Annotated in this window: 11 protein-coding genes, 5 tRNA genes and 3 pseudogenes; 14 read left to right on the forward strand and 5 right to left on the reverse strand. The window is 25.8% G+C overall.

Annotated features, from left to right (window positions below; translation table 4 throughout):
• Positions 1–340 precede the first annotated feature (340 nt).
• Positions 341–1,561 carry a type I restriction endonuclease gene (locus NX779_RS01020; protein ID WP_259430365.1) on the forward strand — a complete coding sequence of 407 codons (1,221 nt, stop codon included), beginning with the start codon at positions 341–343 and terminating at the stop codon, positions 1,559–1,561.
• Here NX779_RS01020 and NX779_RS01025 read toward each other — a convergent pair.
• A pseudogene (locus tag NX779_RS01025) lies at positions 1,553–2,828 on the reverse strand (IS3 family transposase). The gene NX779_RS01020 and the pseudogene NX779_RS01025 sit on opposite strands and share 9 nt — an antisense overlap.
• A gap of 108 nt (positions 2,829–2,936) precedes the next feature.
• Here NX779_RS01025 and NX779_RS01030 point away from each other — a divergent pair.
• The 3 genes and pseudogenes from NX779_RS01030 to NX779_RS01040 all read left to right on the forward strand — a co-directional run.
• A pseudogene (locus NX779_RS01030) lies at positions 2,937–4,886 on the forward strand (type I restriction enzyme subunit R domain-containing protein); the annotation flags it as partial.
• A 10-nt stretch (positions 4,887–4,896) separates the two neighbouring features.
• The gene (locus tag NX779_RS01035) at positions 4,897–6,546 is read left to right on the forward strand and encodes an N-6 DNA methylase (RefSeq protein ID WP_259430366.1); all 1,650 of its coding nucleotides are present in this window, start codon (positions 4,897–4,899) and stop codon (positions 6,544–6,546) included.
• Positions 6,533–7,132 (forward strand): restriction endonuclease subunit S, encoded by a 600-nt coding sequence (locus NX779_RS01040; RefSeq protein WP_259430367.1) that lies wholly within the window; start codon positions 6,533–6,535, stop codon positions 7,130–7,132. Before NX779_RS01035 ends, NX779_RS01040 begins: the two co-directional genes overlap by 14 nt.
• A gap of 577 nt (positions 7,133–7,709) precedes the next feature.
• On the opposite strand, the gene NX779_RS01045 is transcribed toward NX779_RS01040, so the two are convergent.
• From NX779_RS01045 to NX779_RS01055, 3 genes are all read right to left on the reverse strand, one after another.
• Entirely contained in the window at positions 7,710–8,168 is a 459-nt protein-coding gene (locus NX779_RS01045; RefSeq protein ID WP_259430368.1) for a restriction endonuclease subunit S, read from the reverse strand.
• 11 nt (positions 8,169–8,179) lie between these two features.
• Positions 8,180–9,157: a site-specific tyrosine recombinase/integron integrase gene (gene xerA, locus NX779_RS01050; protein WP_259430369.1), complete on the reverse strand. Its 978-nt coding sequence runs from the start codon at positions 9,155–9,157 to the stop codon at positions 8,180–8,182.
• Positions 9,158–9,257: 100 nt separating this feature from the next.
• Positions 9,258–9,902 (reverse strand): restriction endonuclease subunit S, encoded by a 645-nt coding sequence (locus NX779_RS01055; protein ID WP_259430370.1) that lies wholly within the window; start codon positions 9,900–9,902, stop codon positions 9,258–9,260.
• 386 nt (positions 9,903–10,288) lie between these two features.
• Here NX779_RS01055 and NX779_RS01060 point away from each other — a divergent pair.
• The 6 genes and pseudogenes from NX779_RS01060 to NX779_RS01085 all read left to right on the forward strand — a co-directional run bounded on the left by NX779_RS01060 (position 10,289) and on the right by NX779_RS01085 (position 12,690).
• A pseudogene (locus NX779_RS01060) lies at positions 10,289–11,947 on the forward strand (IS1634 family transposase).
• 314 nt (positions 11,948–12,261) lie between these two features.
• Positions 12,262–12,337 (forward strand) — tRNA-Thr (locus NX779_RS01065).
• A 7-nt stretch (positions 12,338–12,344) separates the two neighbouring features.
• Positions 12,345–12,428: transfer RNA gene (locus NX779_RS01070), tRNA-Tyr, on the forward strand.
• A gap of 5 nt (positions 12,429–12,433) precedes the next feature.
• Positions 12,434–12,508: transfer RNA gene (locus NX779_RS01075), tRNA-Gln, on the forward strand.
• 4 nt (positions 12,509–12,512) lie between these two features.
• Positions 12,513–12,588, forward strand: a tRNA-Lys gene (locus tag NX779_RS01080).
• 13 nt (positions 12,589–12,601) lie between these two features.
• Positions 12,602–12,690, forward strand: a tRNA-Leu gene (locus tag NX779_RS01085).
• Positions 12,691–12,781: 91 nt separating this feature from the next.
• On the opposite strand, the gene NX779_RS01090 is transcribed toward NX779_RS01085, so the two are convergent.
• Positions 12,782–13,762 (reverse strand): lipoprotein, encoded by a 981-nt coding sequence (locus NX779_RS01090; RefSeq protein WP_259430371.1) that lies wholly within the window; start codon positions 13,760–13,762, stop codon positions 12,782–12,784.
• Positions 13,763–13,946: 184 nt separating this feature from the next.
• Between NX779_RS01090 and rpmG the strand changes: the two genes are divergently transcribed.
• The 4 genes from rpmG (at position 13,947) to NX779_RS01110 (ending at position 20,883) form a co-directional block, all read left to right on the forward strand.
• Positions 13,947–14,090, forward strand: a complete 144-nt coding sequence (gene rpmG, locus NX779_RS01095; protein WP_259430372.1) for a 50S ribosomal protein L33 — start codon at positions 13,947–13,949, stop codon at positions 14,088–14,090.
• Positions 14,091–14,154: 64 nt separating this feature from the next.
• A complete protein-coding gene (locus NX779_RS01100) occupies positions 14,155–15,231 on the forward strand; it encodes a M24 family metallopeptidase (protein ID WP_259430373.1) in 1,077 nt (358 codons plus the stop codon).
• 106 nt (positions 15,232–15,337) lie between these two features.
• Positions 15,338–16,387 (forward strand): phosphatidate cytidylyltransferase, encoded by a 1,050-nt coding sequence (locus tag NX779_RS01105; protein WP_259430374.1) that lies wholly within the window; start codon positions 15,338–15,340, stop codon positions 16,385–16,387.
• A 14-nt stretch (positions 16,388–16,401) separates the two neighbouring features.
• Positions 16,402–20,883 (forward strand): PolC-type DNA polymerase III, encoded by a 4,482-nt coding sequence (locus NX779_RS01110; RefSeq protein ID WP_259430375.1) that lies wholly within the window; start codon positions 16,402–16,404, stop codon positions 20,881–20,883.
• The last annotated feature ends 8 nt before the right edge of the window (positions 20,884–20,891 follow it).

Consider the following 20,891-nt stretch of genomic DNA (forward strand, 5'->3'; position numbering starts at 1 on the left):
TTTATATAAGCTTGGATAAAAATAAGATTACAAGTATTCGTAATGATTAACCAACCTAAATCAGATACAAATATTTAGAGAATTTCCAACTTATAAAAAAGATTGCAAAACAAAATTTGAAAAGATAGTGCAAGAAAAAAAGCACTATTTTTTATTAGAGTAAGATATTTTAATTTAACTATTACTTAAATAAAATTAAATTCCAAAGTATTTGAGATCTATGATTTAAATAGTGGTGTTTGATATTCCAGAAAAATGAAATTAAGTATTTTTATTTTAACTTTAATTTCTATAAAATATTATTAAAGTTTATAGATAAACATGATACGAGGTTTTAAATATGTCTTATAAAGAATTTAGTGAAAAAACAAGAGTACAAATTCCCGCAATGGTTCACCTATTGCGTTTGGGATATAAGTATTTAGGTAATAACTATTTATCAAAAGATAAAACTTATGACTATGAAACAAACATATTGTTAGAGATATTTGAAAGTCAATATAAAAAATTAAATCTAAATTGTAAACAAAAAGATATTGAAGATACACTAATTAACATTAAAAATAAATTAAGAAACGACGATCTAGGAAAAAGTTTTTATGAAGAATGTTTGTTATCTACATCAAAAAAAATAATTGATTTTGATAATATTGAAAATAATACATTTCATTTTACTGCAGAATTTAGTTGTTTAAAAGGAAAAGGTAGTTTTAGACCGGATATAACATTATTTATAAATGGTTTACCTTTAGTCATGATAGAGTTGAAAAAACCAAATAATAAGGATACTTTAGTTGATGAGCAAAAAAGAATGTTGAAAGACAGAATACCTAACAAAAAATTTAGAAGATTTTTAAATTTAACTCAACTAATGATATTTTCAAATAATATGGATTATTCATATGATGATGGAATAAAGCCAACTCAAGGTGCATTTTATAGCACCATCTCTGATAATAAAGTATTTTTTAATTGTTTTAGAGAAGATTATGTAAATGGTGAAGAGTTGGGTTTTTATGAACAATTTAAATATAAAGAAATTGACTCAAATGAAGAACTAAAAATATTGAGTGATTTTGATCAAATTGATTTACAAAAAGAACTAGAATATCAAACTAATATAGATAAATTAACTTGAACCAATAGAATAATTACATCTTTATGTAGTAAAAAAAGATTATTGGATATTTTAAAATACGGTATTGCTTTTTTAAAAAGAGATAAAGAAGAAAATGGAGTTTTCAAAACGACTAAAGAAAAACATATAATAAGATACCCACAGTTATTTGCTCTTTATGCCTTAAAAAACAAATTAGATCAAAACATAAAATCAGGAACTATATGGCACGTTCAAGGAAGTGGGAAAACGGCATTATCATATTTTTTAACTAAATTTATAACTGATTATTATGCTAAACAAAATGTAATTACTAAATTTTATTTTATTGTCGATAGATTAGATCTTTTACAGCAAGCATCAAGTGAGTTTGAGGCTAGAGGGTTAAAAGTTAACAAAATAAAAAACAAAAGTGAGGAAACCGGGACAAAATTATTAGACTAAATAGTTATGTTTATTATACACACCTCATAGTTCTTGAGGTGTTTTTCATTTGAATTTTTTAATATTCTTTCATTGTTATATCACTCAATGAAATTTTTAATACATTCTTTTAGTTCACTAAAAGTCATTTCTTTACTTTCTTTTCAAAGTTATAAAACATTTCTGATTTTAAAATTGAAAAGAAATATTCAGCTTCTCTATTGTCTAGAGAGTTACCTATTCTTGACATTGACACCACTCCACCTCGTTGCTTTATATACTCAAGATATTCATTCGATGAATATGTTACACCATGGTCTGTGTGAATAATAAAGTTTTTAGGAAATTTTGTTTTTCTAATGTGAGTCATAATTAAATTAGTGTCATTATATATGGATAAATTATAACTAACAATTTTCTTTGTTTTGTGATGAATTACGATAGATAAATAAACATGTCTTCCTTCTACATCTATTGGAGCAGGAATGTAACTAACATCACTTGCATAAATATCGTTTTGTAGTCCATTATAATCTCTATTAGCAATATTTGGATAATACACGTTAGTATTTTTTGATTCACGCTTTTTCTTGCACGTTGTTCTTACGTGACAGAAAAGACCTAATTTATTCATTGCTCTTCCTAGTGTTCTAGGGTTAATAATAATGCCATATGTCTTGAAAATATATGCTGATAGCCTTTCTCTACCATATCTTCCGTTTTGTTTTGCAAAAGCTTCTCTAATTATTTCTGCGTGTTCTATAACAGCTTATTTCTTATCTTTTGATTGTTTCTTGATTTTGTAGTAAAAAGTTGATTTAGGTATTCCAAGAATTTTCATTATTTCCTTGTTAGAAATATTTTCTCCAAATTTTTTCTTAATTTTTTCTATCAGTTCATCTAGATTGTCAACCTTATTTTTCTTTAAAATATCTTCTTTAAAAGGTCTGTTATTAACCATTCTAAAACTTCATGATCAATCTCTTTAATCACTTCGTTTCTTTGTTTATCATATTCTTCTTTGTTCTTTCTAGGTCTACCTGATCCTTTACCTTTTTAGGTGCTTTTCCTGTTTGTGATTCTTTTAGTTCCATACCTAAATTATAATCTTTATATTTTCTAGATAAATATCAGAAGGCTTCTTCTGAAAGTAAATAATTTTCAGAATTTCTAATTTTGCTATAAATATAACAAAATTCTTTTTAGTAATATTTTGAGATAAATATTCTTTGTAGTGCTTAAATACTTCTAACCACTCACTTACACTTAGTTGCTTTCCTCTTTTCATAAATACTCCTTTTTTGAAAAAAATAGACCCCCTAGGGGGTCTATCCCTTAGGGAGTCTAATAACTTTGTCCTACTCTCGAGTTTAAAGAACATTTTAAAAAACAAAATGCAATCGAAAATAATGAGGGTAAATTAGAAATTACTGTAGTTAATATCCATAGATTTGATATCGAAAAAGATGATGATAAAATCTTGAAATATAATTTAAATTCTCAAAGAATTTTTATTGTTGATGAAGCACATAGAAGTTATAAACCAAATGGTTCATTTCTTGGTAAATTGTTACAAAGTGACCCAAACGCTATTAAGATTGCTTTAACAGGAACGCCACTATTAAAAAAAGATAAAGAAACTTGAAAAATTTTTGGTGAATATATACACACATATTATTATGATAAATCTATAAAAGATGGATATACATTAAAGATTTTTAGAGATCATATCAAAACTACATACGAGCAAATGTTAACCAAGATTTATGATGATATTAAAGTTAAGGATAAAACAGTTAAACCTAGTCACATAGTCGAACATAATAATTATGTAAAAAAACTTATTGAGTATATCATTAATGATTTCCAAGCATTTAGGGTACAAAATGAAGATGAAACACTTGGTGGAATGATAGTTTGTAAAACTTCTAAACAAGCTGAGCAAATTTTTAAATATTTTAACGAGGTACAATCAAACTTAAATGAAACTATTAATAAAGATAGACCAACTAATTTGAAAGTCGGATTAATTCTTAGCAAGGATGAATACAAAGAATTTAGAAGTGACATAATCAATGACTTTAAATACAATAATAAAATAGATATTTTAATAGTATTTAATATGTTGCTGACTGGATTCGATGCTCCTCGATTAAAAAAAATGTACTTAGCAAGACAAATAAAAGATCATTCTTTATTGCAAGCTATAACTAGGGTTAACAGACCTTATAAAAATTACAGATTTGGTGTTATAGTTGATTTTGCGGATATAAAAAACGACTTTGAAAAAACTAATAACAGATATATACAAGAACTAAATAGTTTCAATATATATGATCCTGAATTAGGAATTAGAACAAACTTTTATGATGATATTGCAAAGAGAAAAGATGAAATTATTAAAGAAGTTCAAGAAATAAAAAGTAAGTTATTTTATTACCCATTAGATAACTTAGAAAAATTTGATCATAAAATAACTGAACAAAAAGATAAAGGTAAACTGTTGGACTTAAAAAAATCAATAGTAAAATTACAAGAATTTTCTAACATATCATCAATTGTTGAAGATGAGCAATTAAAAAAAGTGCTGTCCTTTATAGAACCAAATAGAGTAAGAAAAATTAAAAATATAATTGAAAGCAGGATAGATTTTATAAATACACAAGATGACATTATAAATAAACCTGCTCATGATATTAAAATAAATAATATATTATCTAGTGTTGTTTATAGTTTTGAATTAGTAAATAAAAGTTTATTAGATATTGTTGCTGAAAGCGAAGATAATGACATTAAAAAGAAATGTGATTTGGTTATCAATAGATTTGTAGAATATCAAAAATATAATGATTTGCCTCAATATAAATATTTATCGGAGCAAATGATCGAAAAGATAAAATATTTAAATATTGAACCAATAGATAACGAAACCAAGTTAAGAGAGACAATTAGTTTTTTCGATACTATACTAGATGATTTAAAAACTTTAAAAGAAGAAGATGGATTATTAGAAAAAAAATATAATGAGGATAGCACCTTTGTTAAAATACATAGAATTTTAACAAAACCTAACAAAGACAATTATCAAAATTTAAATATAGTTGACGAATTATATATAGATGATGAATTGATGTTATATGAAATTTTAAATCCTATTAAAGAAGAATTGAAGAAAAAAGTTGAAAATAAAAACTCTTTTTTAGACAATGAGCATATAGTTGAAAAAGCAATAGTAATATCAATAAAGAAAATTGTTAGAGAAAAAGAAATGAACATTTCAGAAGATTTAGTTAAACACATAGCTAAAACAATAACAAAAGAATATATAATGGCACATACTAAATAGAAAGGTATAAATGATGATTACAAAATTAGAACAACAAACAAAACAATTGATCGATTCACTTAAAGCGGTGTGTAGTAGAGCAGGTATGGGAAATGATGGTAATGAATATAAAATAATTACCCAGATATTTCTTTATAAATTTTTAAATGATAAATTTGCTTACGATATTAAAAAAAGTGATTTAATTGATGACAATCTAAAAATTCAAAATAACTGATTAGATGAATATAAAAAAATGGATGACAAACAGAAAGAAGAATTTATAAGCAATATTGAAAATGAATATGTTTTTATATTTGAACCTCAACATTTAATTCCTGTGTTATGAGAAAAACAAAATGAAAATAATTTTCATGAATTATTAGATAAAACAATGTTAGAACTTTCGAGACTTAATGAAAAAGTGTATATAACAGAAACAACTAAAGGAACACAAATTGATATCTTTGAACCAATTTCAAAATATGTTTTAGATGAAAGTAAACGTTCAGAATTCGCAAGAGGAATCATTGATAAATTAGTTAGCTTTTCTTTTGAAGAAGCTTTTAATCAACCTTATGATTTTTTTGCAACCATTTTTGAGTATCTTATGAAAGATTATAATACTAATAGTGGAGGAAAATATGCTGAGTATTACACCCCACAATCAATAGCAAGAATTATTTCTGAATTACTTGTTGATGGAGATAAAACTATAAAAAATGCATCTTGTTATGATCCATCAGCTGGTACAGGAACTCTTGTTATAGCATTGTCACATTTAATAGGAGAAGATAAATCTACTATTTATACGCAAGATATTTCTCAAAAAAGTAGTACAATGCTTAAATTAAATTTAATATTAAATAATCTTGTATCTTCTTTTAAAAACATTGCAGTAGGAGATACATTAACTGAACCATACCATAAATCTAGCGATGGTAATTTAAAAAGATTTGATTTTGTTGTTTCTAATCCACCATTCAACTTAGATTTTGCAGACATAAGAGATTCTCTTAGTGATATGAAATCTAGATTTTGAGCTGGTGTTCCCAACATTCCTACAAAGAAAAAGGACTCAATGTCTATATATACACTATTTATCCAACATGTTATTAATTCTATGAAATCAGAAACAGGAAAAGGAGCAATTGTAGTTCCAACCGGATTTATTACATCAAAATCTGGAGTTGAACAGAAAATACTAGAAAGAATAGTTGAAGATAAAATTGTTTACGGTTGTATAAGTATGCCATCCCATGTATTTGCTAATACAGGAACAAATGTATCTGTATTATTTTTTGACAAATCTATAAAGCATGATAAGGTGATTTTAATTGATGCATCTAAATTAGGTGAAAAATATAAAGACGGCAAAAATCAAAGAGTGAGATTGAACGAAAAAGATATTGATTTAATTATTAAGACTTTCAGAAATAGAGAAGTAGTAGAAAATTTCTCAACAATCGTAAGTTATGATGAAATTAAAGAGAAAAACAATTCGTTATCAGCTGGTCAATATTTTGAAGTTAAAATTGAATATGTTAATATAACGCAAGAAGAATTTGAAAAACAAATGGATGAGTATAGAAAAGAATTAGAAGAGTTTTTTAAAGAATCAAATGAGTTAGAAAAAGAAATATTAGAAAAGCTAGGTAAATTAAAATATGAAAAAGTATAAATTTAAAGATATACTAGATGAATTAATAGATTACTCTAGTAAGGCAACTTATAGCGGGCGTAGTGAAATTACAGATGATAAAAATATAGAAACATTAAGTGCTTTATCTGTACATAACAATTTTATAGATTACTCTAAGTGTTATTACATTTCTTATGAAGATTATAAAAATATGGTAGGAAAAAGAATACCTAAACCAGGAGATATATTATTAACTAAGGAAGCTCCAGTTGGTAGAGTTGCAATGTTAGATAAGGATAATGTTGCAATTGGTAGAAGGTTATGAATTTTAACGGGTAAAAAATTTGTTTTAGATAATAAGTATTTGTTATATTTTTTACAGTGAGACAAAACACAAAAAATATTAAGAGGTATTTCGGGTGGAAGTACAGTTAAATCTATCAACAAAAATACATTTTTAAATACAGCTGTTGAAATACATTCTTATGAAGAACAATTAAAAATCGGAGAATTTCTAAATATAATTCAAAGAAAAATCGATCTCAATAATAAGATAAACGATAATTTAATGAATCAATGTGAAAAATTATTTAACTATCTTTTTTGAATTTGGAAAATAGGTTAAATTTTAAACCTGAAAAATAGAATTAAAAGCAATTGCTAAGGATATTGTTACAGGTAAGACACCTGCCACTAAAGAAACTGAAAACTTTGCCACAAAAGATATCCCATTTATTACTATTGATGATTTAAAAAATCGGCATTTATTAATAAAACAAATAGATATATTTCTTATATAGGTGCTAATAAGCAAAAGAGAAATTTATTCCCCTTATTCTTTATGCGTTTCATGTATAGCAACGGTGGGTGAGTTGGGGTTTACTACTATGGAATCTCAGACTAATCAACAAATAAATTCAATTGTTTTTGATGATGAAAAATTTAAATTTTACACATATTTTTCATTAAGAAAAATTTTTCAAAACATTAATATTAAAAGCGGTAACATCTTCAGTAATATGAGTAAAAAGAGTTTTCAGAATTAAAAATAATAAAACCGAATAATCTTTTGTTGGATAAATTTAGCGAAGTAGCTGAATCTATCTTTAAAAAGTTGAAAACAACCACTTAGAAAATTCTCAGTTAATAGATCTTAAAAATTATCTTTTACCTCTCTTAATGAATGGTCAAATAACTATTGATTAATAAACTAAATTATCGTTTATCTTATTATTCAATTCTATTTTGTCATCAATTGGATTTAATATTTTTAACACACTCTGTTGTCTTTCTAAATCCGGAAGTTTAACAACTGTATCATAGTACTTTTCTCTCGTAACTCTAGGTAATATAGAACCTGTTAAAGAAAAAGAAAAATTCATTAATTTTAAATAATAATATAGATATTTTGGAATAACCAGGTCTTTTTTAATTTGGGTTCAAAACATTGTGTCTATTGTCCAAAATGGTTTATTTACATAAATAATATTTTCCGGCGAATAAACATTTGGTAATAAAACACTCTCATCATCAAATAAAAAATCACTTACATTTGAAATAATACCTCCAGAAGCATACACAGGATGTGTTCCTTCTTTTAAGTGTTTATAACTTTTACCGATATTTATTTTAACTAATTCTCTAAGTTTAATTTCTTTCATACTTTCCTTTTCTATCCAATGTATTTTTTATGTGAATTTTTAACATTGGTTTCTTTTACCATTGCATATTTTAAAGTTGTATCTATTTTTTCGTGGCCCAGCAATCTTTGTACTTGTTCGATAGGCATACCTTTATCGATTGCTAAAGTTGCTAAAGTTCGTCTAAATTTATGTGGATGAACTTTTTTGATGTTCAGTTTCTTTCCAATTTGTTTTAATCTACTTTCTACCCCATTTATCGATAATCTTTGAAATGGTTTTTTTAATGATATAAAAAGTGCGTTGTTATTATCTTTTCTAAAATTTATATAATTTCATAAATGTATTTTTGTTCTAGTATCAAAATAAACCTTTCTTTGTTTATTTCCTTTACCAATTACTATACATTCTCTTTCCTGAAAATTAATATCTTCAATATTTAATTTAACAAGCTCACCAACCCTCATCCCTGTTGAACTTAAAATGTCGATGAGTGCTAAATCACGCAAATTCTCAACATTATCTCTCATTATTTCTAATTCCTCATCTGCATATGTTTCTTTAATGACTGTTGGTGACTTAATCTTCTTAATCCTTCTTACAGGATTCTTTAATATATAGTTCTCATCCTCTAATCAGGAAAAGAAACTTGATAATATTCTCCTAATATTATCAATTGTCAACTTACTTAAATTTTTTTTCTCTTCGTAACTTGATAAGTATTGTCTTAAATCGTTTGTTTCAATTTCATTCACATTCTTTTTTATATGGTTAAGCATAGATTCTATAGTTGCTAAGTAGTAGTTTGCTGTTTTAATTGAACATCCTTCAAGTTTTTTTGCGTCTATAAAAAGTTTTACAAAATCACTAGTATTTAGGACTTCGTCACATAAATTACTTTGGTCTAATTTGTGTAACTCTAAATGCAACACTTCTTCTAACTCTTTTAATTGTTTGTTATTTAAATGCTTTTGCATTTCTACTAAAATATTTTTAATTGTTTTTTTCATAAATGACTCCCTAAAATAAAGAACAGCTAGAGGTTGCTGTTCAATTAATTTTAGTATAACCTCAAATAACTAATAATGTAATAAACGATAATTTAGTTTATTAATCAATAGTTATTTGACCATTCATTAAGAGAGGTAAAAGATAATTTTTAAGATCTATTAACTGAGAATTTTCTAAGTGGTTGTTTTCAACTTTTTTAAAGATAGATTCAGCTACTTCGCTAAATTTATCCAACAAAAGATTATTCGGTTTTATTATTTTTAATTCTGAAAACTCTTTTTTACTCATATTACTGAAGATGTTACCGCTTTTAATATTAATGTTTTGAAAAATTTTTCTTAATGAAAAATATGTGTAAAATTTAAATTTTTCATCATCAAAAACAATTGAATTTATTTGTTGATTAGTCTGAGATTCCATAGTAGTAAACCCCAACTCACCCACCGTTGCTATACATGAAACGCATAAAGAATAAGGGGGAATAAATTTCTCTTTTTGCTTATTAGCACCTATATAAGAAATATATCTATTTGTTTTATTAATAAATGCCGATTTTTTTAAATCATCAATAGTAATAAATGGGATATCTTTTGTGGCAAAGTTTTCAGTTTCTTTAGTGGCAGGTGTCTTACCTGTAACAATATCCTTAGCAATTGCTTTTAATTCTATTTCTTCAGGTTTAAAATTTAACCTATTTTCCAAATTCAAAAAAAGATAGTTAAATAATTTTTCACATTGATTCATTAAATTATCGTTTATCTCATTATTAGTTATTTGATGGTTATATTACAATAAAAACAGCCTTATCATGGTTTATTTTTCACATGTACAAGTTTTATAACACATGCACTCTGATCTGCTTTTCTTAAAAATCAAACTAATATAAAGTAGATTCATTAGCACTAAGAGGATTTTTGATACATCATATATAGGTTATATAAAAAAGCACAACCGTAAAATTTAATAAGTTAGAAATATCTAGAATTATCTAGATATTTTTATTATTTTTCCACTATTTTCCTAGGTTTCCCACTTAGCTACAAAAACAGCACGTTTTTAGTAGCTATATTTTTTTATAAAAAAAATATAAATATCTATACTTTTATGCTTAAATATGATATAATACAAATATGAAAAAGTCAAGAAAAGATACAAAAAGACAATGAAGAACATCAATAGCAAGAGTTAAGAAGGGTGAATATTTATCAATTGGGGTGCCAAGAAGAGATAACAAGGGGTATGAATTCAGATTTGGTTATGGTTATTTACATGAATTGAAAGAATATCACGATGATCCACTAAGTGTGATTAAAGCAGTTATTGCAAACTTCCCACTATCTTGAACAAAAGAACAAGCTAAGACAAAGTTAGATGAAATTCTCAAAGAGAAAAAATCGCTGAAAAAAGAGGTTATAGAAAGGTATAAAGGTTACGAGATTATTGAAAAACTCTTTGATTATTTCGATATTTTCGATAATTGCACTACTACAAGATCAACAACACTAAAAGATGTTATTATGCAGTTAATTTATCAAAGAATTAAAAATCCAATTAGCGTATTTAACACTTACAAAACAATAAAAAAGAAAGAATTGATACTCATTCAAAAAATTCATTTTATAGATCATTAGATTACATTGCAAAAAACAAAGATGAGATTTTAAAAACTTAAACAAGAAAATTTGCGATAACACAAACAGAAAAATTGATGTATTGTGATTTGATGCAACAACCGCATATTTTGAAACATTCTCAAGAGAAGGTTTTAAAAACCTGGTTATTCAAAAGATGGAAAATTCAAAGAAGATCAAATTGTAATAGGAATGGCAACTGATGAAAATGGAATTCCATTACATTACAAAGTTTTTCCTGGAAATAGTGCTGATTCAAATACATTTATCCCTTTTATGCTAGAAATTGCGAACCTTTATGAAATAAACACAGTAACTATCATCGCTGATAAAGGTATGAGCATTAACAAAAACATTAGATTCTTAGAATCTAAAAATTGAAATTACATAATTTCTTATAGAATGAAAGCTGGTAGCAAACAATTTAAAGAATACGTTTTAGATGAAAAAGATTACATAAATGATGGATCTTTTAAATACAAAGTTCGTGATATAGCTTCTTTTTACAACAAAAAACGACCAAACGGTCATTTCAGAAAACAAATAATAACTTATAGCAAAAAACGTGCAATAAAAGACAAAAATGATAGAGATATCTTAGTTCAAAATTTTGTCAAAAAGATGAACAAAGATAATCTAGTTTCTTATGAAAATTTAGCTGGTTCAAAAAAATATAAGTTTTTCAAACCTATAAATAAAGGTGCTTTTTATGAATTAGATGTAGCAAAAATAAATGAAGATGAAAAATACGATGGTTATTATGTTTATGAAACAAATAGAACCGATTTATCTGTAGTTGATATTGTAAATCTATATTCAAAACAGTGACAAATTGAATCTAATTTTAAAACATTAAAAGGTAAATTGTCACTTCGTCCGATGTATTTATCAACATGAAATCATATTGTTGGATATATATGTCTATGTTTTGTATCTTTAGTGTTCTTAAATTATGTAATTTATCTTTTAAATTCTAGATTAGAATTGCAAGGTAAAGATAGAATTACTGAACATAAAATGATTAACGTTATTAAAGATGTTAAAGAAATTGAGGTATTTGTAAACAAGCAAAAAACAGAAACAATACAAGTGTTTAATGATGAGTTAAAAGAAAGTTGAGATACTTATCATACTATTTTAGAGATTTTAAAAAAATAACAGTCGGCTTATAAATTTAGGTTTATAAGTTTAAACTGTTATTTTATGCTTAAAGTGGGAAACGTAGGACTAATATAAAGTAGATTCATTAGCACTAAGAGGATTTTTGATACATCATATATAGGTTATATAAAAAAGCACAACCGTAAAATTTAATAAGTTAGAAATATCTAGAATTATCTAGATATTTTTATTATTTTTCCACTATTTTTGAAACCAATAAAATTTTTAAATTTTTTGCGAAAAAACTATTGCATTAATATTAGAAAAATATAAAATATATATTGTCCTTGTGTTAGGCGAAGTACAAAAACGCTGACTTAGCTCAGCTGGTAGAGCAATTGACTAGTAATCAATAGGTCGAAGGTTCAAGTCCTTTAGTCAGCACCAGTATAACGGAGGGGTAGCGAAGCGGCCAAACGCGGGTGGCTGTAACCCACTTCCTTTCGGTTCGGGGGTTCGAATCCCTCCCCCTCCACCATTCTTTGGGCTATAGCCAAGCGGTAAGGCAAGGGACTTTGACTCCCTCATGCGCCGGTTCGAATCCTGCTAGCCCAACCAACTCGACTCGTTAGCTCAGCCGGTAGAGCAACTGGCTTTTAACCAGTGGGTCCGGAGTTCGAATCTCCGACGAGTCACCACTTATTTATATATCCCCAGGTGGCGGAATAGGTAGACGCATTGGACTTAAAATCCAACGGGCTTTATCTCCCGTGCCGGTTCAAGTCCGGCTCTGGGGACCATCTAGAAAACAAACAGACATGTGTAACACATGTCTTTTTTATTTTTGTTTTTTTATTAATATAAAAAAATGAATCTTTTAAGATTCATTAATTATTTTTTCTTTTCATCGTTTCTTTGAGTATCAGAATAATGTCAACCTGGAGCAAAAATAGTCTTTTTAATTAAATCGGATTTGCTTTCCGCACTATAAATACTTTGTATATTGTATTCTTTTATTGATTCTTTTAAATATCCAATAAAGTTATTAAACACATTTGCTCTTACTTCTTTTTCAGTTTTATCATTAGTGATTGAATCTATACATTTAGATTTATCTTTTTCTTCTCTATTTGTAAACACTTCAAAACCACTAATCATTCCATAAAACATTCCATCTCTTAAAACCATAAATAATGGTCCTTCTAGATTTTTAACACTTTCTGTTAATGTTGAAACAGTATTAGTTACTTGCTCTTTGTTTTTATTATCAGTATCTTTGTTAATACCATAAATTTGTTTAGCTAGATTTGGTATTAAATAATCATCTAGTATTTTTTTTCTAACTCCACCATCTCATGTATTTTGAATTTTATCATAGATAATACTTTCAAATTTAACTTCATTAGTCATGTTTTGGAAAAGTTTTGAAGTATTATCACCAATTTTTGTAGTTCTAACTCAATATTCTTTAGTTTCTTTGCTTTCTTTATCTTTAGATTTTTCTTTTTTTACATCAACTTTAAGTAAATTGTCAGTTGGGTTTCCATCATTTCCTTTTGTAACTTCTCAGTTTAAGTTATTGTGAAATGCACTTATAAATTTATTTGTAGACTGACCAGATCCGTTGTTTATTTTACTTATTGCGTCTTGAAAACTTTTTGAATCTGTAACTTCTTGCAATCCATCTTCAAAAGAAAGTGAAGAGTTATTGTTTTTAGCTCCTAAATAAACAATTAAAGTTTTATTTTTTGATTCTTCTACATATTTATTAAATTGATTAAATTCTCTTGTTGCTGCACCACAACTAACAACTAAACTTGATGATGTAGCAATAATTGAAACAGTAGATAATAGTGAAAGTATTTTTTTCATTTACATACCTCTCTTTTATAACATTATTTATTTTACTATATAATAAATAAAATAAAACTATTTTTATACAATAGTCTGTGTTAATTTAATATAAAATCTTGAAAGTTATTTTTAAAATGTTATCATATTAATTGTACTTTAAAAATAGCTTGATATTTTTTATTTATGAAAGGTGGATATAGTAATGCGCGAAAAGTATATTTTACGCTGTACAGTTTGCAAAAACGAAAACTACATTGGTAAAAACGATAAGAAAAAACCAAAAATCGAAGTATCTAAATACTGTGCAAATTGTAATAAACACGAACTTCATAAACAAAAAAAATAGTCTTTTATGACTATTTTTTTAAATTATAAATATATAATTATTGTTAAATGATAGGAGAATAGATATGAATAAACACGAAATCATTGTAGATTTATTAAATAAAAATGATGCTGATGCAATTTTATTATATTCACCAGAAAATAGATATTGATTTTCTAGATTCCATTCATCACTAGGATATTTATTAATTACTAAAAAATCATCACACTTATTTTTAGATGGTAGATATATAACAGCTGCAAGAGAAAGCAAAATAATTAATAAAGATGTAGAACTTTATCATTTTTCAAGTAACTTAAAAGATGATTTAAATAAAATATTAAAAGATAATAATGTTAAAAAATTAGCATTTGAAGCAGATTGAATTTTTTACAAACAATATGAATTATTTAGAGATAAATTCTTTAATGATGTAGAATTAGTTCCTGTTGATTGTTCAAAAATGAGAATGATTAAAGATAGTTGAGAAATAGCTAATATTAAAAAAGCTTGCGATATTACTGATCAAGTATTTCAAGCAATTTTAGATTATGTAAAACCAGGAATGACTGAAAAACAATTACAAAGATTTGTTGATGATAAATTCTTAGAATTTGGTGCTGATAAAATAAGTTTTGACACAATTATTGCTTCTGGAGTTAATGGAAGTAAACCTCATGCTGTTCCAAGTGATAAAGTTATTCAAAACAATGAATTAATTACTATTGATATGGGATGTTTTTATAATGGATATTGTTCAGATCAAACAAGAACTATAGCTATTGGAGAAGTTGATAGTAAACTAGCTGAAATTTATGATATTGTTTATGAAGCACAATCTTTAGGAATTAGTTTAGTTAAAGCTGGAGTAAATGCAGGTGATATTCACCGTCAAGTTCATCAATTTATCGATTCTAAAGGATATGGTAAGTATTTTGATCATGGACTAGGTCACGGAATTGGTGTTGAAATTCATGAAGAACCAGGAGTTGGATCAACTGGACAAGTAATTTTACAAGAAAATATGACAATTACTGTTGAACCAGGAATTTATATTCCAGGTTTAGGTGGAGTTAGAATTGAAGATGATGTTTTAGTAACTAAAGACGGTTGTGAAATGTTAACTAGTTCACCAAGAACATTAATAAAATTAGATAAATAATTTAAAATGGTCATAAGACCATTTTTTAATTTTGAATATAAAAGTTAAAAAATAAAAGATACTAAAAAATGTTAAAATAAAAGTTAGTTAGAAGAGAGAAAATAATATGAATAAAATTTCTAAAGAACAACAATTAAAACAAAAATCAATTAAAACTAATTTTCAAATGAGAGTGATTTCATCTGTATTTTTAGTTATAGCTTTAATGATTTATTTAATATTTCCAAGTTTATATAATATTGGTTTTATAAATAATTGATCAGAAAATAGTTTAATAGCATTAAATGTAACTTCACTATTAATTAGTAGTGTTATTCTATTTTTTTCAACAAATGAGTTATTATCATCTTTTGAAATAAAATTTTCTAAAGAAAAATTATTTATTCAACTTTTTACAATTTTATTGTTATGATTACCTTTCACTGATAAAGATAAACATACTTATATTTTTAATTTCATTTCAAGTGTTAATTATTGAAATATAATACCTTTTGTAATTTTAATTTCTTATATTAGTTTAGTTTGAATTTTATTAAAAAATAGTTTTAGTAAAAATAAATCAGAAATATCAAAAATATTATTAATAAGTTTTATTATGGTATTTGCTTTAAAAACTTTTAATATGTTAGGTTTTTATATTTTTTCAAAAAATAGATATTCAAGTTATTTACTTTATGGTTTTTCAAGTATTATTTGAATTTGATTAACAATTATTTTAACTGATACTTTTGCTTATCTTTTTGGAGTTAAATTTGGAAAACACAAATTAGCACCAACTATTAGCCCTAAAAAAAGTTGAGAAGGAGCAATTGCTGGATTTATTTGCTCAGTTTTAGTTAATTTAGCAATAATTTTAACTTTATATTTTGTTAGTTCAACTCAACAATATGCACCGTTTTATGGATATTTTAAAGTGTTAAATATTTCAAGATCTTGAGTTATTGTGTCTTATATTTTTATAACTATGGCAGTTTCCATTTTATGTCAATTAGGTGACTTATTATTTAGTTGAATCAAAAGAAGCATTAATATTAAAGATTTTTCAAATTTAATTCCAGGACATGGTGGAATACTTGATAGATTAGATTCATTTTACTTTGTATTTTGTGTAATGTTTTTCATAATTTTTATTGGTCTATTTGCTAATCAACTTTAGAATGGAGTTTTTGTATGGATAAAAAAATCAAAAAAGTTTTTGATGTTTTAAATATTGATTTTTCAGAATCTGAATTATCGTATTTTAATAACTCAAATTTAGTAGAGCCTACTAGATTATCAACAAAAAAAACAAAAGCTTATTTTCATATTCAAATAGAAGAATTTTTACCAGTTGAATTACTACAAAAAATAGAAAATAAATTTAAACATAATGATGTGTTTAATATCAAATTAATAATTGATGTTGTTAATAAAGAATCTTTAAATAAACAAATATTGATTGATTATTTAGAATTTATTAAAAACTATAAAGCTGAATCAGGAAATCTTAGTTATTGATCTATGATTGATACTAAGAATTTTGATTATGATCAAACTAACAATTTAATGACATTTACAACTACTTCTAATGAAAGCAAATCTTTTATTTATCCTGAATTAAAATATTGTGTTTCTAAACTGCATCAATTTGGTATTAAAGATATTGATTTTGAAATCAAAGTAAAAGAAATTTCATTAGATATTTTAGAAGAACAAGCTTTACAAGAACTAGAAAAAATAAAAAATCAAGAAGTTGATCAAACACAAAAAACAAACAGAACTTCATCTAAAACTTCTATTGTAAAAAAATCATCTTACAATTCAAATTACAAATATAAACAAAGTTTTGATAAACCTAGTTATGATTCATTATTAGATTTAGAACCAAATGCTCAAAATATCATTATTCATGGAATGGTTATGAATAAAGAGTTTAAAGTTTCAAAAACTGGAAGAAAGATTTTTTATATTGATATAACTGATAACAAATCATCAATTAGATGTGTTTATTTTTCAAAAAGTGAACAAGCGTGTGAATTTGATGATCTAACTGAAGAAGAACTATTACAAGAAAATGTAAAAGAATTAAAACAAGCAAAAATTAATGTATCTGATTGAGTTGCATTACGTGGAAAAACAAGTTATTCAGAATATGATCAAGAACAAGTTTTTTATATAGATAATTTTATAAAAATTGAAAAAGAAAATAATTCTAGAATTGATGATGAACCTGTTAAACGCGTTGAATTACATACTCATACAAAAATGAGTACAATGGATGGGGTTAGTTATGCAAAAGAATATCTTAAATTAGTTAATAAATGAAATTGAAATGCAATAGCTTTTACTGATCACATTAACGTTCAAGCCTTTCCAGATATTTATAGTGAAATAAAATCTATTAACAAATCTAGAGACAAAGACAATCAATTAAAAGCAATTTATGGACTAGAAGCTCAAGTAGTTGATACTGATAAATTATGATATGTTAAAAATGCTAAAGATCAGGATCTAAAAAGTAGTAAAATGGTATTTTTCGACTTAGAAACTACAGGATTGAGTCCTGAAATGGATGAAATTATTGAGTTTGGTGCAGTTATTTATGATTTAAAAACAGGAGAAAGAAAAAGAAGTGATATTCTAATTAAACCTGAAAAACCATTAAAACAATTTACAAAAGAACTAACTAGAATTACTGATGAAATGTTAGAAAATAAACCTTCAATTAAAGAAGCATTTTCTCAAATTTATGAAATTATTAAAGATGGAATTTTAGTTGCTCACAATGCTAATTTCGACTTTAACTTTTTATCAAATTGTGCAATTAAATTAGGATATGACAAATTAACAAATACAGTTATTGATACACTGACAATTTCAAGAGTAGTGTTTGCTGAATTAAAAAATCACAGATTAGGAACAATTGCTAAAAAACTTGGTATTGATTATGATGCTGATGTTGCTCACCGTGCTGATTATGATGCTGATGTTTTAGCTGATGTTTATGATAGATTAATTATTGAAGTTAGAAAAACTCACAACATTAATACTGATACTGATTGAAATAAAATTCATCCGCAACAATTAAGTTTAAATAAAAACTATCACGGAAGATCAGGTTATCATTTAAACATTCTAGCTAAAAATCAAAAAGGTTTAAAAGAGATCTATAAATTAGTTTCAAAATCACATACTAAAACGTTCTTTTCTTCACCTAAAGTTATTAAAAAAGATCTAGAAGAATTTAGAAAAAATAATAATTTATTAATTGGTAGTGGTTGTGTTAATGGTGAGATTTTTGAACTAGCAAGAACTAATACTTTTGATGAATTACATAATGCTATTAAGTTTTATGATTATATAGAAATTCAACCTATTAGTGTTTATAAAAATTTATTACAAGATGATTCATTAGATTTAGATCAATTAAAACACATTATTAAAACAATTATTAAATTTGCAAAACAAGAAAATAAGATTATTGTCGCAACAAGTGATGCTCATTATACAGATCCTGAATTAAAACAAATTAGAGAAGTTTATATTAGTTCTAAAGGTTTAGGTGGAACACGTCACCCATTATTTGATTCAAAAAATAGAGTTAAAGATTTTCCAGATCAACACATAAGAACTACAAAAGAAATGTTAGATGAGTTTAAATGATTAAGTGATGATGAATTTGTTTATCAAATAGTAGTTGAAAACACAAATAAAATAGCTGATATGATTGATGCAAATATCGCTCCTGTTAAAGACGGATTATTCACGCCAAAAATTGATAATGTTGATGAAAAATTAAAAAATAAATGTTATGAAACAGCAAGAGAAATGTATGGAGATAATCTACCTGAAATAGTTGAAAAAAGATTAGAAAAAGAATTAAATTCAATTATTAAACACGGATTTGCAATTGTTTATTGAATTTCTCATTTATTAGTTAAACAGTCATTAGAAGATGGATATTTAGTTGGTTCACGTGGTTCGGTTGGTTCTTCATTTGTAGCAACTACTTCTAAAATTACTGAAGTAAATCCTTTAAAAGCTCATTATAGATGTACTAATTGTAAGTATTCAGATTTTGATACTGATACTCAATATAAATGTGGTTATGATTTACCTGAAAAAAAATGTCCAAAATGTAATCAAAAATTAATTGGAGATGGACACGATATTCCTTTTGAAACTTTCTTAGGTTTTGATGGAGATAAAGTTCCAGATATTGATTTAAACTTTTCAGGAGAATATCAACCAACTGCCCACAACTTTACTAAAAAAATGTTTGGTGAGGATAATGTTTTTAGAGCCGGAACTATATCAACAGTTGCTGAAAAAACTGCCTTTGGTTATGTTAAAGCATTTTATGAAGAAACAAAACAAAATCAAGAACAACCAAGAAAAGTTGAAATTAATCGTTTAGCTAAATTAGCTGAAGGAGTTAAAAGAACAACAGGTCAACACCCTGGTGGAATTATAATTCTACCTAATGAATTTGAGATTGAAGATTTCACTCCTGTAAACTATCCAGCTGATGATACTAGATCAAGTTGAAAAACAACTCACTTCGATTTTCACTCTATTCATGATAACTTATTAAAAATGGATATTTTAGGTCATGTTGATCCAACTGCTTTAAGAATGTTGCGTGATTTAACTGGTGTTGATCCTATTACTGTTCCAACTGATGATAAAAGAGTTTATTCTTTATTTTCAGGTTTAGATGAATTAGAAATAACTTCAGATAAAATAAATGGTGAAATTACAGGAGCTATTGGAATTCCAGAATTTGGAACAGGATTTGTTAGAGGTATGTTAAGAGAAACACAACCTAAAACATTTGCTGATTTAGTTCAAATTTCAGGATTAAGTCACGGTACTGATGTTTGATTAGGAAATGCAAGAGATTTAATTAGAGATGGTAAAGCTAACATTTCAACAGTTATTGGATGTAGAGATGATATCATGGTTTATTTATTAAGTATGGGATTAGATAATTCATTAGCTTTTGTGATTATGGAATCGGTTAGAAAAGGTAAAGGATTAAAAAAAGAATGAGTTGATGTTATGAAAAAACACAACGTGCCAGATTGATATATAGAATCATGTTTAAAAATTAAATATATGTTCCCTAAAGCTCACGCGACTGCTTATGTTTTAATGGCTTATAGAATCGCTTGATATAAAATCTATTATCCAGCTGAATATTATGCAACATTCTTATCAACGCGTGCTGATGCTTTTGATATAGAAACCGCCTTGGGTGGTTATGATGCAGTTTTTGCAAAAGTAAAGCAACACGAACAAAGATTAAAAAATGGTGAAAAAGTATCTAAAAAAGATGAAGATCTTTACATAGTTAATGAAATATTATTAGAAATGTTTGCAAGAAAAATTAAATTTACTAATATTAATTTTGAAAAATCTCAAGCTACAAGATTTATTGTTGATACTTTAGAAGATGGTTCAAAAGTTTTAATACCACCATTTAACATAATTGATTCATTAGGTGAAGCTGTGGCTATGTCAATAATTAGTGCTAGAAACGATAAAAAAATAACTAGTGTTAATGATTTAAAAAATAGAACACAAGTTACTCAAACACAAATTAAATTATTTGAAAAACTTGGTATACTAAATTCATTAGCAAGTGATGAACAATTAGCATTTGAATTTTAAAGGAGTGG

The organism is Mycoplasma cottewii, from assembly GCF_024918975.1.
GTDB lineage: Bacteria > Bacillota_I > Bacilli_A > Mycoplasmatales > Mycoplasmataceae > Mycoplasma > Mycoplasma cottewii.